Genomic DNA, 26239 nt, shown 5'->3' on the forward strand with positions numbered 1-26239 from the left:
TGAAGCGGAAACGGCCCGGCACCCATGTGGGTGCCGGGCCGTTTCCGTACGGTCGAGAAGTCGAGAACCGGGAGGTTACAGCTTCTCGATCACGTAGTCGATGCACGCCGTCAGCGCCTGGACGTCCGACGGGTCGATCGCCGGGAACATCGCCACGCGCAGCTGGTTGCGGCCCAGCTTGCGGTACGGCTCGGTGTCCACGATGCCGTTGGCGCGCAGCACCTTGGCGACGGCCGCCGCGTCGATCTCGTCCGCGAAGTCGATCGTGCCGATGACCTGCGAGCGCTTCGCCGGGTCCGTGACGAACGGGGTGGCGTACTTCGACCCGTCGGCCCAGCCGTAGAGGTGGCCCGACGAAGCCGCCGTGCGGCCCGTCGTGAAGTCCAGGCCGCCCTGGGTGTTCATCCACTTCAGCTGCTCGTTCAGCAGGAGGAGCGTGGAGAGCGCCGGGGTGTTGTACGTCTGGTTCTTGAGGGAGTTGTCGATCGCCGTCGGCAGCGAGAAGAACTCCGGGATGTGCCGGCCCGAGGCGTGGATCCGGGCGGCGCGCTCCAGGGCGGCCGGGGAGAACACGGCGATCCACAGGCCGCCGTCGGAGGCGAAGGACTTCTGCGGGGCGAAGTAGTAGACGTCGGACTCGGTGATGTCGACCGGCAGGCCGCCCGCACCGGAGGTGGCGTCCACCAGGACGAGGGAGCCCTCGTCGGCGCCCGCGACGCGCTTGACCGGGGCCGCGACACCGGTGGAGGTCTCGTTGTGGGTGAAGGCGTAGACGTCGACGCCCGCCTCGGCCTTCGGGTCCGGGTGGGTGCCCGGGTCGGAGGCGATGACGGTGGGGTCGGACAGCCAGGGCGCGAGCTTCGCGGCCTTGGCGAACTTGGACGAGAACTCGCCGAAGTTCAGGTGCTGGGACTTCGACTCGATCAGTCCGTGCGTCGCGACGTCCCAGAAGGCGGTGGAGCCGCCGTTGCCGAGGACGACCTCGTACCCCTCGGGGAGGGAGAAGAGGCTGCGCACGCCGTCCCGTACCTCGCCGACCAGGTTCTTGACCGGGGCCTGGCGGTGGGACGTGCCGAGAAGAGAGGTGCCGGTGGCGGCCAGCGCGTCGAGCGCCTCCGTCCGCACCTTGGAAGGACCGGCGCCGAAGCGTCCGTCTGCGGGCTTGATGTCAGCGGGAATCTGGATGTCGGCCACGGGACGGAGCGTAGTCCCTCGGTGGCACGGCTCCGTAACCGTGTCCGTCCGATGAGACGTGCGCTCCGGCCCGTGGAAGGCCGGACAAAAAGGGGAACTGAACAACAAACAGTGGGAGTGCCTGACAAGCGGTGGAAGTCTGGACAAACGGTGGAACTAGGCGTCGTGGCCGAACGGGCAGCCCAGCTCCACCGGCAGTTCGTGCAGGTCGTTCTGGGTCACGATCGGCTTGTTGCGCAGCTCGGTGGCGGGCACCGCCAGGTCCAGCTCCGGGAACCGCTCGTACAGCGCCGGCAGCGCGATGCCCGCCTCCAGGCGGGAGAGCGCCGCACCCGGGCAGATGTGCGGGCCGTGACCGAAGGCGATGTGGCGGTTCGGGGTGCGGGTGGCGTCGAACTCGCCGGCCGTCGGGCCGTACTGCTCCTCGTCCCGGCCCAGCGCGCCGAACGAGACGATCAGGCCCTCGCCCTTCGGCAGGATCCTGTCGCCGACCTCGATGTCCTCCGTCGCGAAGCGGATCAGGACGTGCGAGGTCGGGGTGTTCCAGCGCAGCGTCTCCTCGATCACGCCGTCCCACCCGATCTCCCCGTCCAGCACCTTCCTGCGCTGCTCGGGGTGGGTCGCCAGCGCCTCCACGACGTTGACGATCAGGCTGATCGTGGTCTCGTGCCCGGCGGCGATGATCAGTTGCAGCGTGTTGACGATCTCCTCGTCGGAGAGGTGGTCGCCGTCCTCGGATGCCGCGATCAGGGCGCTGGTCAGGTCGTCGCCCGGGTTCGCCCGCTTGGAGTCGACGATCTTCGTGAAGAGGGTCCCGAGGTCCGCCATCATCTGCGGGACCTCCTCCGGCGGCGTCTGCGTCGAGAAGAACTTCTCGAACAGCTCCTTCAGCCGGGGGTGGTCCGCCGCGTCCACGCCCATCAGCTCGCTGATCACGTTCATGGGGAGGGGATAGGCGAACTCGGCCTTGAGGTCGACCGGCGCTCCGGCCGGGAGGGCCGCCAGCTTCTCCAGGCTCGCGTTCGTGAGGGCTTCGATACCCTCCCGCAGCCGCTCCACCCGCTTCACCGTGAGCGCCTGCGCCACCAGCGTACGGAGACGGCGGTGGTCCGCCCCGTCGACGGTGAGCATCGAGCGGCCCGGGTTGGCCAGGCCGATCAGCGGCCAGTCCATCGGTATCTCGCCGCGCTGCCAGGCGTTCCAGACGTTGATGTCCTTGACCACGCGGCTGTCGGTGAGCAGCGCGCGGGCCTCCGCGTGGCGGGTGACCGCGTACACGTGTACACCGCCGGGCAGCTCCACCTCGGCCAGCGGGCCGGCGGCCCGCAGCGCGGCGCTCTCGCCGTCGAGGTCTCTGACGAAGGGGTCGAGCGCGATGCGGGTCATGCGGGGCCTCCGAAGCTTCCGGGTCTTCCGACGGCGGGGGTGGGTGTGAAGAGGACCGGCAGGTCGGTCAGTCCGCGCAGCCACGGTGACGGGCGGCGGGTGAGCTGCTCGGCGGGGACGGCGAGGTCCACGTCGGGCAGCCGGTCGAGGAGGACCTCGATGCCGGTACGGGCGATGACCTCGGCGGTCTCCTGGGCCGGGAACGGGCAGCGGTGCTCGCCGTGGCCGAAGGAGAGGAAGGCGTTGTTGCCGCCGGTCAGCGCCGAGCCGTCGGTCCGCACCTGCGGGTCGCCGTTGGCGGCGGCGAGGCCGAGGAGCAGCAGGTCGCCGGCGCGGATGTGGCGGCCGCCGAGGTGGGTGTCGCGGGCGGCCCAGCGGCCCGCCACGTTCTGGGTCGGGGTGTCCTCCCAGAGGACCTCGTTCATCGCCTCGGCGACGCTGTGCCGGCCGCCCGAGAGCGAGGCGGCGAACCGGTCGTCGGTGAGCATGAGGCGCAGCGAGTTGCCCATCCAGTCGGCGGTCGGCTGGTGGCCGGCCGCCATCATCACCATGAGGTCCTGGGCGACCTCCTCGTCGGTGAAGCCGCCGGCGTCGGCGATCATCCGGCTGGCGACGTCGTCACCGGGCCCGGCGTGCTTGTCGGCCAGCAGCCGGAACATCGACGTGGCGAGGTGCTGCTGTCCGGCGAGCGCCCGCTCCCGGCCGTCGATCATGTCGTTGATCGCGCCGACCAGCGGGTGGGCCTCCTCGTCGGAGAAGCCGTAGATCCTGGCCAGCACGAGGGCGGGCAGCAGCTTGGCGTACTCCGCGATGATGTCGACCGAGCCCTTGGTGCAGAACCGGTCGATCAGCTTGTCGGCGAACTCCTCCGCGTACCGCTTCAGGGAGAACGGGTCGACACCCTCCAGCGCGTTGCTGATCATCATGGCGCGGACGCTGTGGCGCTCGCCGACCGTGTAGAGGATCGAGGGCTGCCTGCGCCCGATCATCGGCAGCAGCGGCCAGTCGTCGGGGATGCGGTCCCACTGGTTCCACAGGTCGGAGTCCCGGCTGAAGAGGGCCGGGTCGCCGGTGACCTGGTGCAGTTCGCGGTAGCCGAGGACGAGCCAGGCGGGCACGTCGCCGTCGAGGACGACCGGGGCGATCGCCCCGTGGTCGCGCCGCATCTCCCGGTAGAGCTGGACGGGGTCGCTCTGGAAGCGGGGCCCGGACAGGGGGACGGACCCGTGGGTGACGGGGCAGCCGGAGACAGGGGTCACGGTGCGGGCTCCGGGGTCGGGCCGGCCGCCGCCAGGGCCGCCTCGGGGGCGCGGAGGCGGGCGGCGGAGAGCGCGGCGAGGTGTTCGACGAGCGTGATCAGCACGTACTTGCTGGACGAGCGGTCGCGGGCGTCGCACTCCACCAGCGGTACGTCCTCCGAGAGGTCCAGGGCCTCGCGGATCTGCTGCTCGCTGTGGAGCGGGCCGCCGAAGTCGTTGCACGCCACGATGAACGGCGTGCCGTGGTGCTCCAGGCGGTCGATGGCGTACCAGGAGTCGGCGAGCCGCCGGGTGTCGACGAGGACGACCGCGCCGAGCGTGCCGGAGAACAGCCGGTCCCACAGGAACCAGAAGCGCTCCTGGCCGGGCGCGCCGAAGAGGTACAGCACGGAGCGTTCGTCGAGCGTGATGCGGCCGAAGTCGAACGCCACGGTGGTGGACGACTTGGCCTGGATGCCGTCGAGGTGGTCGACGGCCTCGCCCGCGCGGGTCATGGTCTCCTCCGTGTTGAGCGGACGGATCTCGCTCACGGATCGGACCATGGTGGTCTTGCCGACCCCGAAGCCGCCGACGACAACGATCTTCAGTCCGTTGTCGGCCGTCGCGCTCAGGGCGGCGCGGTCAGAGGTTGCGGAGTCCAACGAGCACCTGTTCCAGGATGTCGGGGTCGGGGAGCCGGTCCGCGACACGGGCTGTACGGGGGTGGCGGGCGCTGATCCGGCCGGTGTCGAGCAGGTCGCACAGCATGATGCGGACGATGCTGACCGGCAGGTTCAGGGTCGCGGCTATCTCGACGACGGCGGTGGGGCCCTGGCACATCCGCAGGATCGCGACGTGCTCGGACTGCATCCCGGGGGCCGGGTCGCACTCGGCGACGACGAGCGTCACCAGGTCGAACGCGGCGGAGTCGGAACGGCTGCGTCCCCCGGTGAGGGTGTACAGCCGGTCCGGATCCTCGTCGCGGCCCGGTCGGGGGCGGGGTGCCGTCGTCATACGGCCGGGGTCTCGGCGGGTTCGCGCGGCGGCGCGACGAGGTGTTCGCCGAGCTGCTCGACGAGCTCGCTCATGTTGTGGCCGACGAGGCCCACGTCGGAGTCCTCGTCGGCGACGACGGCCAGGTGGGCCCCGGCTCCCGCCTCGACGATGAACAGCACGCCGCCGTAGAACTCGGCCATCGCGGACCGCACGCCGCCGGTGCCGTCGCCGAACTCGATGGACGCTCCGTGCGAGAGGCTCTGGATCCCGGCGGAGATCGCGGCCAGCTGGTCGGCCTGGTCGACGGAGAGCTCGGGGGTGCGGCACAGCTTGAGGCCGTCGCGGGACAGGACGAGGGCGTGGCGGGTACCGGGGGTGCGGTCGAGCAGCCCCTCCAGCAGCCAGTTGAGCTTCTCGTCGGTGGTCGCGGTCATCGGGTGTTGCCTTCCGGGTGCGTGGAGTTGGCCCGTACCGCCTTGCTGAAGGTGCTGAAGCGTGCTGCCTGGACCTTCGGGTCGGTGGCGCGGGCCCGGGGGGTGTCGGCTCCGCCGGGGGTGGCGTTGCCGGTACGGGACTCGGCGGCGGCCAGCGTGCGGCCTCGGCGGCGCTTGGGCAGGCCGCTCTCGCCGAACGCGGGCACGGCGCCCGTGGACTCGGACTCCGACTCCGCCGCCGGGGGCGTGGAGGCGTCGTCCTCGGGGAGGGACCGGGCCGCGGGGGCGGCGCCGGCGGGGTCCGTTCCGGCGGCCGAGGCGTGCGAGGGCTCCGGCTCGGCGGGAGCGGTGGGGGCGGCCGGGGCGGTGGCCGGGGCCGCGGCAGCCTGGGCCGGGATCGCCGGCGTCGGTGCGGGCGAGCGGGAGATGAGGTCCTGGGGGAGCATCATCAGCGCGCCGGTGCCGCCCCGGGCGGACGGCCGGAAGGAGACGGTCAGCCCGTGCTTGCGGGCCAGCCGGCCGACGACGGCGAGCCCGAGGCGGGTGCCGGAGAGGTTGGTGAGGTCCTGGTGATCGGCGGAGACCGCCTTCTCGGCGCGGCGCAGCTGCACCTCGCTCATGACGAGCCCGCTGTCCTCGACGGTGATGACGATGCCCGCCGGGACCTCCTCCACGTACACGTGGACCTCGGCGGTGGGCGGCGAGAAGTTGGCAGCGTTGTCGAGGAGTTCGGCGAGCGCGTGCATGACGCCCTCGGCCGCGTGACCGGCGATGGCGACATCGCTGGTGGAGTGGAGACGGACCCGCTGGTAGCTGCCGATCCGGCCCATCGCGCCGCGCAGGATCGACTCCATGACGATCGGCTTCGCCCAGCGCCGGCCGGAACGGGCCCCGGTCAGCACGGCGATGGAGTCGGCGAGGCGGCCCGCCTGGGCGGTGCGGTGGTCCAGGTGGAGCAGGTCCCCGAGCACGGACTCGTCGGAGTGCCGGTGCTCCATCTCGCGGAGGTCGGCCAGCATGCTGGTGGCCAGCGCCTGCATCCGCCCCGCCGCGTTGGCGCAGGCGGCGACGGCCGCGGAGCGCTCGGTCTCGGCGCGGGTGGCACGGGCGGTCAGCCGGTCGACGGAGACGGCCAGCCGGCCCTGTTCGGCGGCGGCGGCCTCGGTGATCCGCTCGTTCTCGGCGCGGGCGTCGGCGACGACGCGGGCGGTCTCGGCGGAGGCGGCGCCCTTGATCCGGGCGGTCTCCGCGGTGAAGCGCTGGGCCTCGACGGCGGAGGCGGAGACCAGGCGCGAGGTCTCGGCGGTGAACCGCTGGGCGTCGGCGGCCCGTAGGGCGCGCAGGGTCCGCGCGGTCCCCAGGGTGTGGACGGTGACGGCCACGCAGACGCTCAGCAGCACGGCGGCCGCGCCCGCGCCCCAGGCCAGCGGGGTCCGTACCTCGTCGGGGGCCGCGGCGACGCCCCACAGGGTCAGCGTGCCGGTTGCGGCTGCCGAGATCAGCAGGGCGAGTGCGGTGGGCCGGTGTGAGGGGCGCAATCGGAGTCCTCGGTGGCGGACGGTGCGGGACGGTATGAGGCGGTGCGGGACGGAGCGAGGTGGTGCGAGGTGGTGCGCGGTGGTGCGGGGCGGTTCAAGTGGCGCGAACCGGGTGAAATCAGCCAGTCGAATTCAGGACAGTTCGGCACGGGTACGGGCGATCCTGCACAACTGGAGCTGCCAATTCCTGCGCAAGTCTTGGTCACTATAGGAGACTTGACGGTCTGTTTGGGAAGATCTTGTGGGCTTTTTTGTACTGCTTACGTGCTTTGATCCTGGCGCATCCCAAGAGTTCACCTGACGCGACGGCATGCTGAGACCATGGCCGAACAGCATCGACCGCATACCGACATGCCCCCGGCTTTCGTCGCGGCGCTCCGCTCCTCCGTACGCGGCGCGAGCGACTTCGGGGCCGCCGCACGGGCGCTGACGACGATGGACGCCTCCAACTACCGCCGGGTCCCGCTCGGTGTGCTCGCCCCGCGCGACGCCGACGACATCGCCGCCGCCCTGGCCGTCTGCCGGGAGCACGGGGTGCCGGTGGTGGCGCGCGGCGGCGGCACGTCCATCGCCGGACAGGCCACCGGCACCGGACTCGTCCTCGACCTGACCCGCCATCTGCGCACGATCCTCGACCTGGACCCCGCCGCCCGCACCGCCGTCGTCCAGCCCGGCGTGATCCTGGACGACCTGCGGGCCGCCGCCGCACCCCACGGCCTGACCTTCGGCCCCGACCCCTCCACCCACAGCCGCTGCACCCTCGGCGGGATGATCGGCAACAACTCCTGCGGCGCGCACTCGGTGGCCTGGGGCACGACGGCGGACAACGTGGCGAAGCTGTCGGTGGTCCGCTACGGCGGCGAGCGCCTGCACCTCGAACAGGGGAGCGGCGAGGGGCCCGAGGGCGTCCCGTCCCTGATCGCCGCCCACGTGGCCCTCCTCCGTACCGGCTACCCCGCGCTCCCGCGCCGCATCTCCGGGTACGCGCTCGACGCCCTGCTCCCCGAACACCCCGGCGGCCCCGACCCGGTCCGGGCGTTCTGCGGCAGCGAGGGCACCCTCGGCGTCGTCACCGAGGCCACCGTGCGCCTGGTCGAGGCCCCGCGCGCCCGCGCCCTGGCCGTCCTCGGCTACGCCGACGAGTCCGCCGCCGCCGACGCCGCCCCGGGCCTCCTCCCGTACCGCCCGCTCACCGTCGAGGGCATGGCCGCCGACCTCGTCACCCGGTCCGCCGGGCTGCCGCGCGGGGCCGCCTGGCTGTTCGTCGAGACCGGCGGCGACACCCCGGCCGAGGCGAGGGCGCACGCCGAACGCGTCCTGCGGGGCGCCGACGCGGTGGACGGGGCGGTCGTCACGGACCCGGCCGGGCAGCGGGCCCTGTGGCGGATCCGCGAGGACGCCGCCGGAACCGCGACCCGGATGCCCGACGGAGCCGAGGCCTGGCCCGGCTGGGAGGACTGCGCGGTGCCGCCCGCCCGGCTCGGCGCGTACCTCCGCGACTTCCGGGCCCTCCTCGCCGAACACGGCCTGCGCGGCGCCCCGTACGGCCACTTCGGCGACGGCTGCGTCCACGTCCGCGTCGACTTCGACCTGCTGACCGACGCCGGGGTGGCCCGCTTCCGCCGCTTCTCCGAGGAGACGGCCTCCCTCGTCGTCGCGCACGGCGGCTCCCTCAGCGGCGAGCACGGCGACGGCCAGGCGCGCGCGGAACTGCTGCCCCGGATGTACGGGGACGAACTCGTCGCCCTCTTCCACCGCTACAAGGACCTGTGGGACCCGGACGGCGGCCTGAACCCGGGGATCCTCGCCCGCCCGGCGCCCCTCGACGCGAACCTCCGCTTCGCCGTCCTCCCTGAACGCCCGGTCGACGTGGAGTTCGGCTACCCGCAGGACGGCGGCGACTTCGCGGGCGCGGTCCGCCGCTGCGTCGGCGTCGCCAAGTGCCGTACGACGGAGGCGAGCGGCGCGGGCGTCATGTGCCCGTCCTTCCGGGCGACCGGCGAGGAGGCCCATTCGACCCGGGGCCGGGCCCGGCTGCTCCACGAGATGCTCGCGGGCGAGGTCATCACGGACGGCTGGCGCAGCGAGGAGGTCCGGGACGCGCTCGACCTGTGCCTCTCCTGCAAGGGCTGCCGCAGCGACTGCCCGGTGGGCGTCGACATGGCCACGTACAAGGCGGAGTTCCTGCACCACCACTACCGGGGCCGTCTCCGCCCCGCCGCCCACTACGCCCTGGGCCGCCTCCCGCGCTGGCTCCGCCTGGCCGCGCCCTTCGCCCGGCCGCTGAACGCGCTGGCCCGGCTGCGCCCGCCGGCCGCGCTCGTGAAACGGCTGGCCGGGATCGCGCCCGAGCGCACGATCCCGGTGCTCGCGCCGGAGACGTACAGCCGGTGGCTGCTCCGCCGCCGGGGGAAGGGGACCCGGACCCTCTCGTCGGACCGGGTGGTGGAGATCTGGGCGGACACCTTCACCGAGCACCTCTCCCCGCAGGTGGGCCGGGCGGCGGTCCGGGTCCTGGAGGAGGCGACGGGGCGCACCGTGCCGCCGCCCGTCCCCGGCCTGTGCTGCGGCCTCACGTACGTATCGACGGGCCAGCTCGACGCGGCCCGCCGCGTGATGCGCCGCACCCTGGACCGCCTCGACCTCCCGCCGGGCCGGCCGCTCGTCGTCCTCGAACCGAGCTGCGCCGCGACGCTCCGCACCGATCTGCCCGAACTCCTCCCCGACGACCCGCGCGCCGCCGAACTGGCCTCGGCCGTGCGGACGTTCGCGCAGTACCTGGAGGAGTACGCCCCCGACTGGACCCCGCCCCGCCTGGACCGCCCGGCCGCCGGCCAGACGCACTGCCACCAGCACGCGGTCCTCGGCGACGCGGCGGAACGCGGGCTGCGCGAACGGATGGGCCTGACCGGCGAACTCAGCGGCGGCTGCTGCGGGCTCGCAGGCAACTTCGGCTTCGAGAAGGGCCACTGGGAGGTGTCCGTCGCCTGCGCGGAGGAGCGCCTGCTCCCCGCCGTACGGGAAGCGGAACCCGGTACGGAGCTGCTCGCGGACGGCTTCTCCTGCCGTACGCAGCTCGACCAGCTGGCCGGGCGGCGGGCCCGGCACCTCGCGGAGGTCGTCGCGGAGGCCATCGAGGAAGCCGCCGCGGAGGCCGCCGCGGGGGACTCCGCCACCGCCGCGGAGGAGGGGCGGGAGGACGACGGGTAGGACGGCCGGGCCCGGGGCTCAGCGCGTCGGGCCCCGCGCGACGATCTCCCGGGCCAGCGCGGCCAGCTCCGGCAGCGCCGGGTGGCCGGGGGCGTCGCGGCGCGCGAGGAGGACCGGGACGCCCGGGGCGTCGTCGAGCGGGACGTAGGCGACCCCCGTGTGCGGGTGCAGGGCGGCGGTCGAGGCGGTGGACACCCCGCTGCCGCGGCCGGCGGCGATGGCGGTGAGCCAGTCGTCGGTGTTCCCGACGGTGAGGGTGGCGGCCGGGCGGGCGTGCGGCGGCCAGAGGTCGGCCGTGGTGGTGCCGGAGACGGTGTTCAGGACGACGGGCCCTTCCGCGAGATCGGCGAGGGCGAGCGAGGCCCGCCCCGCCAGCGGCCCGTCCGCGGTCACCGCTGCCACCCGGACCTCGGTGAACAGCACCTCGGCGACGAGCCCCGGCGCGTCCACGGGCCCCCGCAGCAGCGCCGCGTCGACCTCGCCGCGGGTCAGGCCGGCGGTGCGGTCGTCGATCCGGAGCAGCTCCAGCGGGGTCCCCGGGTGGCGTTCCTGCCAGGCCCGCAGCAGCGGCGTGGTGTACGGCCCGAACGCGGACCAGGCGTGCCCGAGCCGCAGCGGCCAGGTGCGCAGCCGCCCGGAGTCGAGGGCCTCGTCGAAGGCGGTGACCGCGGCGGCGGCCTTGTCGCGGAAGGCGACGCCGTCGGGGGTCAGGGCGAGGTGGTGGGTGGAACGGTCGACGAGACGGACCCCCAGGTGCCGTTCCAGCGCCGCGAGGGTGCGGGACACGGCGGGCTGGGTCAGCCGGAGGCGGGCGGCGGCCCGCGTGATGTTCGACTCCTCGGCGACCGCGAGGAAGGCCCGCAGGTGCCGGAGTTCCACGGGGCGGCCGGTGGAGGGCGCTTCGCTCATGCGTCGGGAGCATAACGGGAGCTTGACCGGCATTTCACGGAACGCGCGGGGGTCCTTACGGTGAAAGGAACGTCGTCGACGGGGCAGTCTGCTCTGTAGTACCGTCCAGTCCATTACAGTGCACTGAGGTATCTCCCCCGTCTCCTCCCGTCTTCTCTCCTCGCCTCCCGCCTCGTCCCCGTTCCCTCGGAAGGTCCCCCGTGAACGACCAGCGCAGCGCCGCCGAACCGGCCGCCGCAGCCGTCGCCGTACCCGAAGCGGTGACGGCACTCGAAGGCGCCGGGGCGGGAGCGGACCTCGGGGGAGGCGCGGGCGCGCCCGCCGGGCGGACCGGGGCCGAGCGCCGGGCGGCGCTGACGCCGATCGTGCTGGTGGTCGCCGGCGGCCTCTCCGTCCAGTTCGGCTCGGCCGTCGCGGCGCTCCTGATGCCGAAGGCGGGCGCGCTGGGCGTGGTCACCCTGCGGCTGGCGGCCGCCGCGCTGATCCTGCTGGTGATCTGCCGTCCGAAGCTGCGCGGCCACTCGCGCGCCGACTGGGGCACGGTGCTCGCCTTCGGCGTCGCGATGGGCGGCATGAACACGCTCTTCTACCAGGCGCTGGACCGGATTCCGCTCGGTATCGCCGTCACCCTGGAGGTGCTCGGCCCGCTCGCCCTCTCGGTGTTCGCCTCGCGCCGCCTGATCAACCTCGTGTGGGCGGGCCTCGCCCTCGTCGGCGTCGTCCTGCTGGGCGGCGGCGGCTTCGACCGCCTCGACCCGGTCGGCGCGGCGTACGCCCTGGGGGCCGGGGCGATGTGGGCGGCGTACATCGTGTTCAGCGCCCGCACCGGCCGCCGCTTCCCGCAGGCGGACGGGCTGGCGCTGGCGATGGTGGTCGCCGCCGTCCTCTCGCTGCCGCTGGGCATCATCGAGTCCGGCGCGAAGCTCACGGTCCCGTCCACGGTGGCGCTCGGCGCGGCGGTGGCCCTCCTCAGCTCGGTCCTTCCGTACACCCTGGAGCTGATGGCGCTGCGCCGGCTGCCCGCGCCCACGTTCGCCGTGATGATGAGCCTGGAGCCGGCCATCGCCGCCGGCGCGGGCTTCCTGATCCTGGACCAGGCCCTCTCCACCACGGACGCCCTCGCCATCGCCCTGGTCATCGGGGCCAGCGTCGGCGCGGTGCGCAGCCGGACGGGCCCGCGCCGCGAGGGGTGAGCCGCACCGGGGCGGCCGGACCTCATCCGTCGGCGGGCAGGATCCGGAAGGCGTCCAGCCCGGGGGTCAGGGGTGACATGGCCCGGAAGTCGCGCTGGTCCAAGGTGAAGATGCGGTCGGTCCGGTACCGGTCGGCGAGGACCACTCCGACCGCGTCGGCCAGGTCGAGCCGCAGACCTTCGTACTTCTGACGGACTTCCTGGGCGGTACGCAGGTCCGCGAGCCTGAGTTCGGCGAGGCGGTACTGCCCGTCGTCCATACGGGAATTCAACGCCTCCATCACCTGCATGGCCGCTGGGTATCCCAGGTCGCGATGGACCAGGTGGTCCAGCTCGGTGACGACCAGGGGGGAGATGGCGAGCCGCTCGTTCTCCAGGATCCTGGCCGCCTCCGGGTGCTCCGCCTGCGCGGCGTCGAAAGCGGCGTAGAGGGCTGAGGTGTCGGCGACGATGATCAACGACGTGCGGTCCGTTCCTTGATGTGCTCGTACACCGAGTCGTCCATCTCGTCAGGCGTGAGGGGGCGCCCGCTGTCGAAGACGGGCAGCTCTCGGGTGCGCTTCGGCCGCTCCGCGCTGTCCAGCAGCAGGGCGATGCTCCGCCGGATGAGCTCGGCCTTGCTGACGCCGGTCGCGGAGGACTCGGCGTCCAGTCGCACTTCCAGTTCTTCGGGAAGGTACACGGTCGTCTTTATCATGCTGCCGACTCTACCACCCTGCCCTACGTAGGGCAGGGTGGTAGAGCGGGGGGTGGTAGAGCGGGGTCGGCCCCGGACCGGTCGGGAAGCCCTCGTCACCCGGCCGCCGGGAGCGGGAAGCGGACATCGGTCAGCTCCTCCGACACCTCCCACAGCCGCCGCCCGGTCGGGGCGTCGACGGCCGCCGGGGCGAGGGGCACCCGGGTCGGCCGGCCGCGCAGTTCCCCGGGGCCGTCCGGGCCGATGAGGTCGCCGCCCCGAGCTTCCGGGGCGGTCGCCGCGTACAGCTGCGGAAGCGCGCCCGCGCCGGGGTGTTGGGCGAGGGGCCGCAGGACGTGGCCGAACAGCAGCTTCACCAGGCCGGTCGGACCGCTCGTCTGGAGGCCGGTGGCGGTGTAGCCCGGGTGTGCCAGCAGGCTCCGGACCGGGCTGCCGGACGCGGTCAGCCGACGGTGCAGCTCGTGCCCGAAGACGGCGTTGGCGAGCTTCGACCGGTCGTAGAAGGCCATCGGTCCGTAGCCGCGTTCGCCGTTCAGGTCGTCGAGGTCCAGGCGTGCCTTGCGGTGGTTGACCGAGGTCACCGTGACGACGCGCGGGTCCCGCCCCCCGGCCGCCAGCAGGTCGAGCAGCAGCCCGGTGAGCGCGAAGTGGCCGAGGTGGTTGCAGGCGAACTGGAGCTCGTGCCCCTGCGCGCTGGCCGAGCGGGGCGGTGCCATCACCCCGGCGTTGTTGACCAGCGCGTCGAGCCGCGCGTGGTCGGTGTGCAGGGCGTCGGAGAACGCCCGTACGGAATCGAGGTCGGCCAGGTCCAGGCGGCGCACCTCCAGCGAGGCCCCCGGCGCGTCGGCGGTGATGGCGGCGGCGGCCCGGCGCCCCTTCTCCTCGTCGCGCACGGCGAGGACCACATGGCCGCCCCGGTGGGCGAGGGCCCGGGCGGTCGCCAGGCCGAGACCACTGCCGGCCCCGGTGACCACGGACACCCGGCCGGTCTGGTCGGGGATCTGCCCGGCGGTCCAGCGCGGCTTCCTCTGCTTCCCGTCCTGAGTCGTCATGCGGCATACGTTGCCGTGGGTGACACTCGGTGTCAAGGAGATACTGAGTGTTGAAGAGATGCTGAGTGTCAGGAAAGCTACTGAGTGTCGAGGATGGCATGACGTTACGATGGTGGGCGTGAGCATCCGCCCCGCAGTGACCATGGCCCAGCGCAAACGACAGCTCGTCACGGACGAACTGACCGAATCCGCACTCCAGTTGATGGCGCGGGAGGGGTTCGACGCGGTCACGGTCGACGCGATCGCCGCCGCCGCCGGGGTGTCCAAGCGGACGTTCTTCCGCTACTTCGCGTCCAAGGAGGACGTGGTGGTCCAGTTCCTGGCCGACATGGGCACGGGCATGCGCGCCGAACTGGCCGCCCGCCCCGCGGCCGAGTCCCCTTCGGCGGCCCTGCGCCACGCCGTCTGGATCGCCATGGCGGCCTGCGCCGACGGTGCCGAGCACTCCGGCCGGGCCCTCCGGGTCGTCCAGCTGATCCTGCGCACGCCCGCCCTGCGCGCCCGCTTCCTGGAGCACCAGGCCCAGTGGCGCGACGACCTCGCCGAGGAGGTGGCCCACCGCCTCGGGCTCGACCCGGAGGCGGACCTCTCCCCGCGCCTCGCCGCCGGGGCCGCACTCGCGGCGTTCGACACCGTACTGCGGCGCTGGAGCGACAGCGACGGAGCCGAGGACCCCGCCGCGCTCACCGACCGGGCCTTCGCCTTCCTCGCCCCGGCCCTGGACGCGGCCGGGCCGCCCGGCACTTCCCGGTAGCGGCCCGCGCGCCGGACAGGCTCAGCGCGAGCGTTTCACCGGGCGCACGGCAGGCTGAGCCCGGTGCGTGAGCGCTTCACCGGGCGCACGGCAGGCCCAGCCGGGTACGCGAGCGCTTCACCAGGCGCACGGCAGGCCCAGCTCGGTGATGGAGTCGGCCAGCTCGGCCGGGCGCCCGGGCCATCCCGTCCGGTGCCAGTGCTCGATGCGCCAGGACAGCCGCCGGGGCCAGAGAGGGGTGACGGGCAGGCGTTCCACCGGTATCCAGACCGGGGTGCCGCCGTAGGTGTCCAGTGTCTCCGGAGGGCCGACCTCGCCCGTCGCGGACACGGTGAAGTAGTGCTCGCGGCGTCCGCCCTTCCAGACGCGTGCCACCTCGGGCCCCGCGGTCCCGGCCAGGCCGGTCTCCTCGTCGAGCTCGCGCACGGCGGCCGCCTCCGGGGTCTCGCCCGCCTCGACCCCGCCGCCCGGGATCTCGTAGTACGGCGCGCCGTCCTCCTCGAAGCGGATCAGCAGCATGGCCCCGTCCCGGATGACGATCGCTCCGGCCCGTACCCGTACCGGCGGCACGGCCGCAGGATCCTCCAGGCCCACCGGGCCCCGCGGGGGCGCGCCCTCCGCCCAGGCGCGCAGCACCCTCTCCGCCGTCCCGACCGGCCGGATGCGTGCGTGCAGGGCCTCCGCCAGGGACAGTGTGGCGCGCGGCGCACCGGGATCGCCGGGGTGCCCGTCGGGGAAGGCGTAGTGCAGGCCCCCGGCGTCGTACCGGGGCTCCAGGACCAGCTTGTCGGAGTCGAACCGGACGGTCACCGCACGGGGTTGGGCAGTCATCGACGGAGGCTAACAGCGCACCACGGCCGACGGCTGCCGGAATATCCCGTCCGGGCGGGACCGGACCTCGCGGGCGAGCGGCAGGGAGCGCCGGCAGCCGGCCAGGGGGACGGCAGGAGGAGGGTGAGGGCGGCGGAGGGCGGCGGAAAATCATGCAAGCGTGCTTGATTGTTTCCCGGCCCGCTGCCATGCTCCTGGGCACCACACCCGGTCCCGAGGGGAGCGCACGTGTCCGCTGTCGTAGCCGTGATCAACGATCTGCGCGAGGAGAGCGACGAACTCGACGCCCTGGTAGGAGGGTTGGAACCCCTGGCCTGGCGCTGTCCGACGCCCGCCGAGCGGTGGACCGTCGCCCACCAGATCGCCCACCTCGGCTGGACCGACGAGGTCGCGCTGCTGGCGGCCACCGATCCGGACCGGTTCGGCGACGAGGTGGCCAGAGCCCTGGCCGCGCCCGAGTCCTTCGTCGACGAGGCGGCCGACGCCCTGGTCGCCGCCCATGCCCCGGACGCCCTGCTCGCCCGGTGGCGGGAGGGGCGGCAGCGGCTCGACCAGGTCCTCGGGGACGCACCGGCCGGCACCCGGATCCCCTGGTACGGGCCTCCGATGAGCATCGCGTCCATGGCGACCGCCCGGCTCATGGAGACCTGGGCGCACGGCCAGGACATCGCCGACGCCCTCGGGGCGACCCGGGCCCCCACCGCCCGGCTCCGGCATGTGGCGCGGATCGGCGTACGGGCCCGGGACTACGCCTACGCGGTACGCGGGATCACCGCGCCCGAGGAGGAGTTCCGCGTCGAACTCCACACCCCGGACGGCGAGATGATCGCGTACGGGCCGGAGAGCGCCGCCCAGCGGGTCACCGGGCCGCTCCTCGACTTCTGCCTCCTGGTCACCCAGCGCGCCCACCGGTCCGACCTCGCGGTCACCGCCGAGGGGCACGACGCCGACCAGTGGCTCTCCATCGCCCAGGCCTTCGCCGGACCTCCCGGACCGGGCCGCCCGCCCCGCCCGGAGCGCGCGCCCCGCCCGCCCCGCCCGGAGCGCGCGGAACAGGGCGACCGCCGGTGAACGCCCCCGGCCCCGCCCCCGCCCCCGGCCCCCTCCGGATCGGCAACGCCTCCGGCTTCTACGGCGACCGCTTCGACGCGCTGCGCGAGATGCTCACCGGCGGCCCCCTCGACGTCGTCACCGGGGACTACCTCGCCGAGCTGACCATGCTCATCCTCGGCCGCAGCCGCCTCAAGGACCCCGACCAGGGCTACGCCACCACCTTCCTGCGTCAGTTGGAGGAAGGGCTCGGCCTCGCCCACGAGCGCGGCGTGAGGATCGTCGCCAACGCGGGCGGCCTCAACCCGGCGGGACTGGCCGACGCCGTAAGGCAGTTGGCGGAGAAGGTCGGCGTGCCCGTCACCGTCGCCCACGTCGAGGGCGACGGCCTGCCCGTCCCGGACGGCTTCCTCACCGCCAACGCCTACCTCGGCGGCTCCGGGATCGCCGCCTGCCTGCGGGCCGGGGCCGAGGTCGTCGTCACCGGCCGGGTCACCGACGCGGCCCTGGTCACCGGGCCCGCCGCCGCCCACTTCGGCTGGGGCCCGGACGACCTGGACGCGCTCGCGGGGGCCGTGGTCGCCGGGCACGTCCTGGAGTGCGGTACGCAGGCGACCGGCGGGAACTACGCGTTCTTCGGCGAGCACGACGCCCGCCTCCTCCGCCGCCCCGGCTTCCCGCTCGCCGAGATCCACGCCGACGGCTCCTCGGTGATCACCAAGCACGACGGGACGGGCGGTGTCGTCGACGTCGGCACCGTCACCGCCCAACTCCTCTACGAGACCGGCGGAGCCCGGTACGCGGGCCCCGACGTCACCGCCCGCCTCGACACCGTGCGGCTGACCCCGGACGGCCCGGACCGGGTCCGGATCGACGGCGTACGCGGCGAGGCCCCGCCACCCACCCTCAAGGCCGGGCTCACCCGGCTCGGCGGCTGGCGCAACGAGGTCGTGTTCGTCCTCACCGGCCTGGACGTCGAGGCCAAGGCGGACCTGGTGAAGGACCAGTTCGCCGACGCCCTGGAGCGGGCCGGCGGGCGCGGGCCCGCCGAGGTGCGCTGGGAGCTGGCCCGGACCGACCACGCCGACGCCGACACCGAGGAGCGGGCCAGCGCGCTGCTGCGGCTCGTCGTCCGCGACCGGGAGGCCGACGCGGTCGGCCGGGCCGTCTCCGGCGCGGCCGTGGAGCTGGCCCTCGGCAGCTACCCGGGCTTCCACGTCACCGCCCCGCCCGGAAAGGGCGCGCCCTACGGGGTGTTCGAGGCCAGGCCCGTACCGGCGGCGGACGTCGAGCACACCGCCGTACTCCCGGACGGCCGCAGAGAGGTGCAGGAACCGCCTTCCCGCACGCAGGAGTTGTCCGTACTGGACGAGCCGCCGCTGCCCGAGCCCTACCCGGCCGCCGCACCCACCCGCCGCGTACCTCTCGGACTGGTCGCGGGCGCCCGCAGCGGGGACAAGGGCGGTGACGCCAATGTGGGCGTCTGGGTGCGCGACGACGACGCCTGGCGGTGGCTGGCGCACGAGCTGACCGTGGAGCGGTTCAAGGAACTCCTGCCGGAGACGGCCGGCCTGACCGTCGTACGCCATGTGCTGCCGGGCCTCCGCGCCCTGAACTTCACCGTGCACGGCCTGCTGGGCGAGGGTGTCGCCGCCCGGGCCCGGTTCGATCCACAGGCCAAGGCGCTGGGGGAGTGGCTGCGGTCCCGGTCGCTGCCCGTCCCCGTACCGCTGCTGGAAGGCGTCCCCCTCCCGGAGGTGACCGCATGACCGTCCTGCCCACCGGGCTCGACACCGACAGCCCGGAATACGAGGCCCATCGGGCCGCCATGGTGGCGAAGCTCGCCGAGCTGGAGGCCGAGCACGCCAAGGCGCTCGCGGGCGGCGGCGAGAAGTACGTCGCCCGGCACCGGGGGCGCGGCAAGCTCCCGGCGCGGGAGCGGATCGAGCTGCTCGTCGACCCCGACACCCCGTTCCTGGAGCTGTCGCCGCTGGCCGCCTGGGGCAGCGATTACGCGGTCGGGGCCTCGCTCGTCACCGGTATCGGGGTGGTGGAGGGCGTCGAGTGCCTCATCACCGCCAACGACCCGACCGTACGCGGCGGGGCCTCGAACCCGTGGACGCTGAAGAAGGCGCTGCGCGCCAACGAGATCGCCTTCGCCAACCGGCTCCCCGTCATCAGCCTGGTGGAGTCGGGCGGGGCCGACCTGCCGTCCCAGAAGGAGATCTTCATCCCGGGCGGGGCCCTCTTCCGGGACCTCACCCGGCTCTCCGCCGCCGGAATCCCCACCGTGGCCGTGGTGTTCGGCAACTCCACCGCCGGAGGCGCGTACGTGCCCGGCATGTCCGACCACACCGTGATGATCAAGGACCGGTCCAAGGTCTTCCTCGGCGGACCGCCCCTGGTGAAGATGGCGACCGGCGAGGAGAGCGACGACGAGTCCCTCGGCGGCGCCGAGATGCACGCCCGCACCTCCGGGCTCGCCGACCACTTCGCCGTCGACGAGCAGGACGCGGTCCGCCAGGCCCGGCAGATCGTCGCCCGTCTCAACTGGCGCAAGGCGCACGCCGATCCGGGACCCGCCGAGCCGCCGAAGTACGACGAGGACGAGCTGCTCGGCATCGTGCCGGGCGACCTGAAGGCGCCGTTCGACCCGCGCGAGGTCATCGCCCGCCTGGTCGACGGATCGGACTTCGACGCGTTCAAGCCGCTGTACGGGACGAGCCTGGTCACCGGCTGGGCGCGGCTGCACGGCTATCCGGTCGGGATCCTCGCCAACGCGCAGGGTGTTCTCTTCAGCGAGGAGTCGCAGAAGGCCGCCCAGTTCATCCAGCTCGCCAACCAGCGCGACATCCCGCTGCTCTTCCTCCACAACACCACCGGCTACATGGTCGGCAAGGAGTACGAGCAGGGCGGCATCATCAAGCACGGGGCGATGATGATCAACGCCGTCGCCAACTCGAAGGTCCCGCACCTGTCGGTCCTGATGGGGGCGTCCTACGGGGCGGGCCACTACGGCATGTGCGGCCGCGCCTTCGATCCGCGCTTCCTCTTCGCCTGGCCGAGCAGCAAGTCCGCCGTCATGGGGCCGCAGCAGCTCGCCGGGGTCCTGTCCATCGTCGCCCGCGCCTCCGCCGCCGCCAAGGGGCAGCCCTACGACGACGAGGCCGACGCCGGGCTGCGGGCGATGGTGGAGCAGCAGATCGAGGCGGAGTCGCTGCCCGTGTTCCTGTCCGGGCGGCTGTACGACGACGGGGTCATCGATCCGCGCGACACCCGGACCGTCCTCGGCATGTGCCTGTCCGCGATCCACACCGCACCGGTCGAGGGCGCCCGCGGCGGCTTCGGCGTCTTCCGGATGTGAGGCCCAGATGACCATCGGTACCCTGCTCGTCGCCAACCGGGGCGAGATCGCCTGCCGGATCTTCCGCACCTGCCGTGACCTGGGCATCACCACGGTCGCCGTGCACTCCGACGCGGACGCCGACGCCCTGCACGTACGGGAGGCGGACCTCGCGGTGCGCCTTCCGGGCGCCGCCCCCGCCGACACCTATCTGCGCGGCGATCTCGTCGTGGCCGCCGCGCTGGCCGCCGGGGCGGACGCCGTGCACCCCGGGTACGGCTTCCTCTCCGAGAACGCCGCCTTCGCCGCCGCCGTGCAGGACGCGGGCCTGGTGTGGGTGGGCCCGCCGGTGAAGGCCATCGAACTGATGGCGTCCAAGACCCGGGCCAAGGAGCTGATGGCCGGAGCCGGGGTCCCGTTGCTCGCCCCGGTGGACCCGGCGACGGCGGGCCCCGGCGATCTGCCGCTGCTGCTGAAGGCGGCGTCCGGCGGCGGCGGACGCGGCATGCGGATCGTCCGCGAGCTCGACGCCCTTCCCGGCGAGCTGCTGGCCGCCGCCGCCGAGGCCGCGTCCGCCTTCGGGGACGGCGAGGTCTTCGCCGAGCCGTACGTGGAGCGCGGCCGGCACGTCGAGGTCCAGGTGATGGCCGACGAGCACGGCACCGTGTGGGCGCTCGGCACCCGGGACTGCTCGCTCCAGCGCCGCCACCAGAAGGTCATCGAGGAGGCCCCCGCACCCGCCCTGGACGACGCCCTGCGCACCCGGCTCCACGAAGCGGCGGTGGCGGCGGCCCGGACGGTCGGCTACCGGGGCGCGGGCACCGTGGAGTTCCTGGTCTCCGCCCGGGGCCGCCCGTACTTCCTGGAGATGAACACCCGCCTCCAGGTCGAACACCCGGTGACCGAGGCCGTGTTCGGGCTCGACCTGGTCGCCCTGCAACTGCGCGTGGCGGAGGGCGAGCCGCTGGAGCCGGCCCCTCCGTCGCCGTCGGGCCACGCGGTGGAGGCCCGGCTCTACGCCGAGGACCCCGCCCGCGACTGGCAGCCGCAGACCGGGGTCCTCCGCACCCTGGACGTGCCGGACGCGCCGGGCCTGCGCCTGGACACCGGGTACACCGGCGGCGACACCATCGGCGTGCACTACGACCCGATGCTCGCCAAGGTGATCGCCCACGCCCCGACCCGCGCCGGAGCGGTCCGGCTGCTGGCCCGCGCGCTGGAGCGGGCCCGGATCCACGGCCCGGTGACCAACCGCGACCTGCTCGTGACGTCGCTGCGCCACCCGGACTTCGCGGCGGCGCGCCTGGACACCGGGTTCTACGACCGGCACCTGGACGACCTGACCGCCCCGGCCCCCGGCCGGGACCCGGCGACGGCCGCCCTCGCCGCGGCCCTGGCGGCAGCCGTCCGCAACACCACCGCCCCCGGCGGCCCCGCCCCCACCCGCTTCGGGGCCTGGCGCAACGTGGCATCGGGACCGCAGCGGCGGCGCTACCGGAGCGAGCCCGACGGGATCGCGTACGAGGTCGCCTACCGCACTCCGCGCACCGGCGTCCCGGAACCGCACGACGCCCCGGGCCTCCGGGTCCTCGCCGTCACCCCGGGCCGGGTCACCCTCGAAGCGGGCGGTGTGGCACGGCACTTCACGGTCACGGCCGACCGCGACCGGGTGTACGTGGACACGGCCGACGCCTCGTACGCCTTCACCGCCCTGCCCCGCTTCACCGACCCCGCCACCCACACCGAGCCGGGCTCCCTGCTCGCCCCGATGCCCGGGACCGTCGTCCGCCTCGCGGAGGGCCTGGTCACCGGGGTCCCGGTCGAGGCCGGGCAGCCGCTGATCTGGCTGGAGGCGATGAAGATGGAGCACCGCATCCTCGCCCCCGCCTCAGGCACCCTCACCGCCCTGCACGCCGTCCCCGGCCACCAGGTCGAGGTCGGCGCGCTGCTCGCCGTGGTCCAGGAGGACCCGGCCGCCATCCCCGTACCGGAGGAGACCGCATGAGCACCGCCCGCACCGCCGTCGGCACCGTCCTCGAAACCGAAGAGCACCAGGCCCTGCGCGCCGCCGTCGCCGCCCTCGGCAAGCGGTACGGGCGCGACTACATGACCACCGTCATCCGCGAGGGCAGCCACACCGACGAGCTGTGGGCGGAGGCCGCCAAGCTCGGCTACCTCGGCGTGAACCTCCCCGAGGAGTACGGCGGCGGGGGCGGCGGCATGGCCGAACTCTCCATCGTCCTGGAAGAGCTGGGTGCGGCGGGATCGCCCCTCCTCATGATGATCGTGTCGCCCGCGATCTGCGGCACGGTCATCGCCCGCTTCGGCACGGACGAACAGAAGCGGACGTGGCTGCCGGGCCTCGCGGACGGCAGCCTCACCATGGCCTTCGGCATCACCGAGCCCGACGCCGGCTCCAACTCCCACCGCATCACCACCACCGCCCGCCGCGACGGCACGGGCCCGGACGCCGACTGGCTGCTCACCGGCCGCAAGGTCTTCGTCTCCGGCGTCGACATAGCCGACGCGACGCTGATCGTCGGCCGCACCGAGGACGCCCGCTCCGGGAAGCTGAAGCCCTGCCTGTTCATCGTCCCGCGCGACGCCGAGGGTTTCGGCCGGAATCGGATCGACATGGAACTCCACGCCCCCGAGAAGCAGTTCGAGCTGGTCCTCGACGACGTACGGCTCCCGCCCGACGCCCTGGTCGGCGACGAGGACGCGGGCCTCCTCCAGCTCTTCGCGGGACTCAACCCCGAACGGATCATGACGGCCGCGTTCGGCATCGGCATGGGCCGCTTCGCGCTCTCCAAGGCCGTCGAGTACGCCAGGACCCGGCAGGTGTGGAAGGCCCCGATCGGCTCCCACCAGGCCATCGCGCACCCGCTCGCCGCCGCCCACATCGACCTGGAGCTGTCCCGCCTGATGATGCAGAAGGCGGCCCGGCTGTACGACGACGGCGACGACGTCGGGGCGGGCGAGGCGGCGAACATGGCGAAGTACGCGGCGGGCGAGGCGTGCGTGAAGGCGGTCGACCAGGCCGTGCACACCCTCGGCGGCAACGGACTGACCCGCGAGTACGGCCTCGCGTCCCTGATCACCGCGTCGCGGGTGGCCCGGATCGCCCCGGTCAGCCGGGAGATGATCCTGAACTACGTCTCGCACCAGACGCTGGGCCTGCCGAAGTCGTACTGAGCCCCGCCCCGCCCCGGCCGGCTTCGCCCGCCCCGCCCCGGCCGGCTTCGCCCGCCCCGCCCCGGCCGGCTTCGCCCGGTCCGCCCCGGCCGGCTTCGCCCGGTCCGCCCCGGCCGGAGAGAACCGCGTCCGACCCCTCCCCATCCCTCCCCCACAGGGGTGATTCTGACCCTCCACACCCGCACGGCGTCCCGCGCCGCCACCCGGGCGGCGCGGGCATCCGCGACGACAGGGGACCGCCATGGTGTTCCGCAGCGAGTACGCAGACGTACCGGCCCTCGACACGCCCATCCACGAAGCCGTCCTCGGCGGGGCCGCCGGGTTCGGTGACACCGTCGCCCTGATCGACGGGACGAACGGCGCCTCCCTCACCTACGCCCAGCTCGACGGCTTCCACCGGCGCATCGCCGCCGCGCTCGCCGAGGCCGGTCTCCGCAAGGGCGACGTCCTCGCGCTCCACAGCCCGAACACCATCGCCTACCCGGCGGTCTTCCACGGGGCCACCCGCGCCGGGGCCTCCGTCACCACGGTCCACCCGCTCGCCACGCCCGAGGAGTTCGCCAAACAGCTCGCCGACAGCGGCGCGCAGTGGATCGTCACCGTCTCCCCGCTCCTGGCGACCGCCCGCCGGGCGGCCGAACTGACCGGCGGCGTACGGCAGATCTACGTCTGCGACCAGGCGGAGGGCCACACCTCCGTGCTGGACATGCTGTCCTCCACCGCCCCCGAGCCGGAGGTCGCCTTCGACCCCGCCGAGGACGTCGCGGCACTGCCGTACAGCTCCGGCACGACGGGCACGCCCAAGGGCGTGATGCTCACGCACCGTTCGATCGCGACCAACCTGGAGCAGCTGAGACCGTTCATCCCGATGGGCGAGGGCGACCGCATCCTTGCCGTCCTCCCCTTCTTCCACATCTACGGCCTCACCGCCCTCATGAACGTCCCGCTGCGCTGCGGCTCCACCGTCGTCGTGCTGCCGCGCTTCGACCTGGCGCAGTTCCTGGAGGCCATCCAGACGCACCGGATCACCGGCCTGTACGTGGCCCCGCCGATCGTGCTGGCCCTGGCGAAGCACCCGCTGGTGGGGGAGTACGACCTCTCCTCGCTCCAGTACATCGTCAGCGCCGCCGCCCCGCTCGACGCCGAACTGGCCGCCGCCTGTTCGGCCCGCCTGGGGCTGCCGCCGGTGAGGCAGGCGTACGGGATGACGGAGCTGTCGCCGGGGACGCACGTGGTGCCGCTCTCCGTCGAGCAGCCGCCGCCGGGCACGGTCGGCAGGCTGCTGCCGGGCACCGAGATGCGGATCGTGTCGCTGGAGGACCCGGCGAAGGACGCGGAGCCGGGGGGCGACGGCGAGATCCTCATCCGCGGCCCCCAGGTGATGAAGGGCTACCTGGGCCGCCCCGACGCCACCGCCGACATGATCGACGCGGACGGCTGGGTGCACACCGGCGACGTCGGCCGGGTGGACGCGGAGGGCTGGCTGTTCGTCGTCGACCGGGTCAAGGAGCTGATCAAGTACAAGGGCTACCAGGTGGCCCCCGCCGAGCTGGAGGCCCTCCTCCTGACCCACGAGCACCTCGCGGACGCGGCGGTGATCGGGGTGTACGACGCGGAGGGCAACGAGGTCCCGAAGGCGTTCCTGGTCCGCGGCCCGGGTGCGGGGGACCTCACCGCCGACGCCGTCATGGCGTACGTCGCCGAGCGCGTCTCCCCGTACAAGAAGGTGCGGCAGGCCGAGTTCGTCGAGGCGGTGCCCCGGGCGGCGTCCGGCAAGATCCTGAGGCGCGAGCTGCGCGACCGGCAGAAGACGGACCCCGCGCGAACCCCGGAGGAGAAGTGACCCTGATCGGACGGACGGCGGACCGGGGAGTGACGACGCTGACGCTGGACTCCCCGGCGAACCGCAACGCGCTCTCCGCCTCCCTGGTGGGCGAACTCCGCGCGGCACTGGCGGCGTGCGCGGCGGACGACACCGTACGGGCGGTGCTGCTCACCCACACCGGCACGACGTTCTGCGCCGGGGCGGACCTGAAGGCGCCGCCGGACCCGGAGGCGTTCGTGGGCCTGATGCGGGAGATCGTGGCGCTGCCGAAGCCGGTCGTGGCCCGGGTGACGGGCCATGTCCGGGCGGGCGGCCTGGGCCTCCTGGCGGCGTGCGACATCGCGGTGGCGGGCCCGGCCTCGACGTACGCCCTGACGGAGTCCCGCCTCGGCCTGGCCCCGGCGGTCATCTCCCTCACCCTGCTCCCCCGCCTGGACCGCACGGCGGCGAACCGCTACTACCTGACCGGGGAGCACTTCGACGCGGTCGAGGCGGCCAGGATCTCGCTGGTCACGGTGGCCGCCGAGGACGTCGACGAAGCACTCGTCCCCGTCCTGGACGGGCTGCGCCGGGCTTCACCGCAGGGGCTGGCCGCATCGAAGGAGCTGGTCACGGCTACGGTGCTGAGGAGCTTCGACCAGTACGCCGAAGACCTCGTCGCCCGATCCGCCGCGTTGTTCGCCTCCGACGAGGCGAGGGAGGGGATGACGGCCTTCCTCGAACGACGGGACCCGGCATGGGTGCGGTGACGACCTCCTCCTCCCCTTCCAAGGCTGCTCACGCGCCGAAGCAGGACCGCAGCCGGGCGACACGGCAGCGGCTCCTGGAGGCGGCGGTGGCCTGCCTGGCCGAACACGGCTGGGCGGGCTCCACCGTTGCCGTCGTCGCCGAGCGCGCCGGCGTCTCGCGCGGCGCGGCCCAGCACCACTTCCCGACCCGCGAGGACCTGTTCACGGGGGCGGTGGAGTACGTCGCCGAGGAACGCTCCGCCGCCCTGCGCGCGCTCCCCGGCCAGGGCCGCGCCGAGGTGGTCGCGGCCCTGGTCGACCTCTACACCGGCCCCCTGTTCCGGGCCGCGCTCCAGCTCTGGGTCGCCGCCTCCAACGAGGCCCAGCTCCGCCCGCGCGTGACGGAACTGGAGGCGCGGGTGGGCCGCGAGACCCACCGGATCGCCGTCGAACTCCTGGGCGCCGACGAATCCCGCCCCGGAGCCCGCGAGACGGTCCAGGGCCTCCTGGACATGGCCCGCGGCCTCGGCCTCGCCAACCTCCTCACCGACGACACCGCCCGGCGGGCGCGGGTGGTGGCGCAGTGGGCGGCGCTGGTGGAGGAGGGGCTGGGGTGAGAGCCCCCGGACGGGGCTGCGGGGCGGCCTCGGGGAGTGGCCGGGGTGGC

The 26239-nt window shown here is 73.8% G+C and carries 23 protein-coding genes; 11 read left to right on the forward strand and 12 right to left on the reverse strand.

Annotated features, from left to right (window positions below):
• Nucleotides 1-75: 75 nt before the first annotated feature.
• The 7 genes from serC to OG245_RS21530 all read right to left on the reverse strand — a co-directional run bounded on the left by serC (nt 76) and on the right by OG245_RS21530 (nt 6786).
• Nucleotides 76-1194 (reverse strand): phosphoserine transaminase, encoded by a 1119-nt coding sequence (serC, locus tag OG245_RS21500; protein WP_371625113.1) that lies wholly within the window; start codon nt 1192-1194, stop codon nt 76-78.
• Between the two features lie 156 nt (nt 1195-1350).
• Entirely contained in the window at nt 1351-2580 is a 1230-nt protein-coding gene (locus OG245_RS21505) for a cytochrome P450 (protein WP_371625114.1), read from the reverse strand.
• Entirely contained in the window at nt 2577-3839 is a 1263-nt protein-coding gene (locus OG245_RS21510; RefSeq protein WP_371625115.1) for a cytochrome P450, read from the reverse strand. Before OG245_RS21510 ends, OG245_RS21505 begins: the two co-directional genes overlap by 4 nt.
• Entirely contained in the window at nt 3836-4480 is a 645-nt protein-coding gene (locus tag OG245_RS21515; RefSeq protein ID WP_371625116.1) for an ATP/GTP-binding protein, read from the reverse strand. Before OG245_RS21515 ends, OG245_RS21510 begins: the two co-directional genes overlap by 4 nt.
• The gene (locus OG245_RS21520; RefSeq protein WP_003967208.1) at nt 4461-4832 is read right to left on the reverse strand and encodes a DUF742 domain-containing protein; all 372 of its coding nucleotides are present in this window, start codon (nt 4830-4832) and stop codon (nt 4461-4463) included. The genes OG245_RS21515 and OG245_RS21520 overlap by 20 nt, the downstream gene beginning before the upstream one ends.
• Complete coding sequence (locus tag OG245_RS21525; protein ID WP_228989666.1) at nt 4829-5248, reverse strand: roadblock/LC7 domain-containing protein; 420 nt, start codon at nt 5246-5248, stop codon at nt 4829-4831. Before OG245_RS21525 ends, OG245_RS21520 begins: the two co-directional genes overlap by 4 nt.
• Nucleotides 5245-6786, reverse strand: a complete 1542-nt coding sequence (locus OG245_RS21530) for an ATP-binding protein (RefSeq protein ID WP_371625117.1) — start codon at nt 6784-6786, stop codon at nt 5245-5247. Before OG245_RS21530 ends, OG245_RS21525 begins: the two co-directional genes overlap by 4 nt.
• A gap of 321 nt (nt 6787-7107) precedes the next feature.
• Here OG245_RS21530 and OG245_RS21535 point away from each other — a divergent pair, with 321 nt between their 5' ends.
• Nucleotides 7108-9996 carry an FAD-binding and (Fe-S)-binding domain-containing protein gene (locus OG245_RS21535; RefSeq protein ID WP_371625118.1) on the forward strand — a complete coding sequence of 963 codons (2889 nt, stop codon included), beginning with the start codon at nt 7108-7110 and terminating at the stop codon, nt 9994-9996.
• A gap of 18 nt (nt 9997-10014) precedes the next feature.
• On the opposite strand, the gene OG245_RS21540 is transcribed toward OG245_RS21535, so the two are convergent.
• Complete coding sequence (locus OG245_RS21540) at nt 10015-10905, reverse strand: LysR family transcriptional regulator (RefSeq protein ID WP_371625119.1); 891 nt, start codon at nt 10903-10905, stop codon at nt 10015-10017.
• Nucleotides 10906-11105: 200 nt separating this feature from the next.
• On the opposite strand from OG245_RS21540, the gene OG245_RS21545 reads away from it, so the two are divergent.
• Nucleotides 11106-12098, forward strand: coding sequence for a DMT family transporter (locus OG245_RS21545; protein WP_371625120.1), 993 nt, complete (start codon nt 11106-11108; stop codon nt 12096-12098).
• A gap of 22 nt (nt 12099-12120) precedes the next feature.
• On the opposite strand, the gene OG245_RS21550 is transcribed toward OG245_RS21545, so the two are convergent.
• From OG245_RS21550 to OG245_RS21560, 3 genes are all read right to left on the reverse strand, one after another.
• On the reverse strand, nt 12121-12555 hold the full coding sequence (locus OG245_RS21550; RefSeq protein ID WP_371625121.1) for a type II toxin-antitoxin system VapC family toxin: 435 nt from the start codon (nt 12553-12555) through the stop codon (nt 12121-12123).
• Nucleotides 12552-12794: a ribbon-helix-helix protein, CopG family gene (locus tag OG245_RS21555; protein ID WP_371625122.1), complete on the reverse strand. Its 243-nt coding sequence runs from the start codon at nt 12792-12794 to the stop codon at nt 12552-12554. The genes OG245_RS21550 and OG245_RS21555 overlap by 4 nt, the downstream gene beginning before the upstream one ends.
• Before the next feature lie 95 nt (nt 12795-12889).
• Nucleotides 12890-13846: an oxidoreductase gene (locus OG245_RS21560; protein WP_371625123.1), complete on the reverse strand. Its 957-nt coding sequence runs from the start codon at nt 13844-13846 to the stop codon at nt 12890-12892.
• 109 nt (nt 13847-13955) lie between these two features.
• On the opposite strand from OG245_RS21560, the gene OG245_RS21565 reads away from it, so the two are divergent.
• The gene (locus tag OG245_RS21565; protein WP_371625124.1) at nt 13956-14600 is read left to right on the forward strand and encodes a TetR family transcriptional regulator; all 645 of its coding nucleotides are present in this window, start codon (nt 13956-13958) and stop codon (nt 14598-14600) included.
• A gap of 117 nt (nt 14601-14717) precedes the next feature.
• Here the strand turns inward: OG245_RS21565 and OG245_RS21570 are convergent, their stop codons facing one another.
• Nucleotides 14718-15431 carry an NUDIX domain-containing protein gene (locus tag OG245_RS21570; RefSeq protein ID WP_371625125.1) on the reverse strand — a complete coding sequence of 238 codons (714 nt, stop codon included), beginning with the start codon at nt 15429-15431 and terminating at the stop codon, nt 14718-14720.
• A 228-nt stretch (nt 15432-15659) separates the two neighbouring features.
• On the opposite strand from OG245_RS21570, the gene OG245_RS21575 reads away from it, so the two are divergent.
• The 8 genes from OG245_RS21575 (at nt 15660) to OG245_RS21610 (ending at nt 26189) form a co-directional block, all read left to right on the forward strand.
• Nucleotides 15660-16502 (forward strand): TIGR03084 family metal-binding protein, encoded by an 843-nt coding sequence (locus tag OG245_RS21575; RefSeq protein ID WP_371625126.1) that lies wholly within the window; start codon nt 15660-15662, stop codon nt 16500-16502.
• Entirely contained in the window at nt 16499-18250 is a 1752-nt protein-coding gene (locus tag OG245_RS21580) for an acyclic terpene utilization AtuA family protein (protein WP_371625127.1), read from the forward strand. Before OG245_RS21575 ends, OG245_RS21580 begins: the two co-directional genes overlap by 4 nt.
• Complete coding sequence (locus tag OG245_RS21585) at nt 18247-19845, forward strand: acyl-CoA carboxylase subunit beta (RefSeq protein WP_371625128.1); 1599 nt, start codon at nt 18247-18249, stop codon at nt 19843-19845. Before OG245_RS21580 ends, OG245_RS21585 begins: the two co-directional genes overlap by 4 nt.
• A gap of 7 nt (nt 19846-19852) precedes the next feature.
• Nucleotides 19853-21829 (forward strand): biotin carboxylase N-terminal domain-containing protein, encoded by a 1977-nt coding sequence (locus tag OG245_RS21590; RefSeq protein ID WP_371625129.1) that lies wholly within the window; start codon nt 19853-19855, stop codon nt 21827-21829.
• Nucleotides 21826-23019 (forward strand): acyl-CoA dehydrogenase family protein, encoded by a 1194-nt coding sequence (locus OG245_RS21595; RefSeq protein ID WP_371625130.1) that lies wholly within the window; start codon nt 21826-21828, stop codon nt 23017-23019. Before OG245_RS21590 ends, OG245_RS21595 begins: the two co-directional genes overlap by 4 nt.
• A gap of 241 nt (nt 23020-23260) precedes the next feature.
• Nucleotides 23261-24862 (forward strand): 4-coumarate--CoA ligase family protein, encoded by a 1602-nt coding sequence (locus OG245_RS21600; protein ID WP_371625131.1) that lies wholly within the window; start codon nt 23261-23263, stop codon nt 24860-24862.
• The gene (locus tag OG245_RS21605; protein ID WP_371625132.1) at nt 24859-25593 is read left to right on the forward strand and encodes an enoyl-CoA hydratase family protein; all 735 of its coding nucleotides are present in this window, start codon (nt 24859-24861) and stop codon (nt 25591-25593) included. Before OG245_RS21600 ends, OG245_RS21605 begins: the two co-directional genes overlap by 4 nt.
• Nucleotides 25581-26189, forward strand: a complete 609-nt coding sequence (locus OG245_RS21610) for a TetR/AcrR family transcriptional regulator (RefSeq protein WP_371625133.1) — start codon at nt 25581-25583, stop codon at nt 26187-26189. The genes OG245_RS21605 and OG245_RS21610 overlap by 13 nt, the downstream gene beginning before the upstream one ends.
• The last annotated feature ends 50 nt before the right edge of the window (nt 26190-26239 follow it).

The organism is Streptomyces sp. NBC_01116 (assembly GCF_041435495.1).
Classification (GTDB): domain Bacteria; phylum Actinomycetota; class Actinomycetes; order Streptomycetales; family Streptomycetaceae; genus Streptomyces.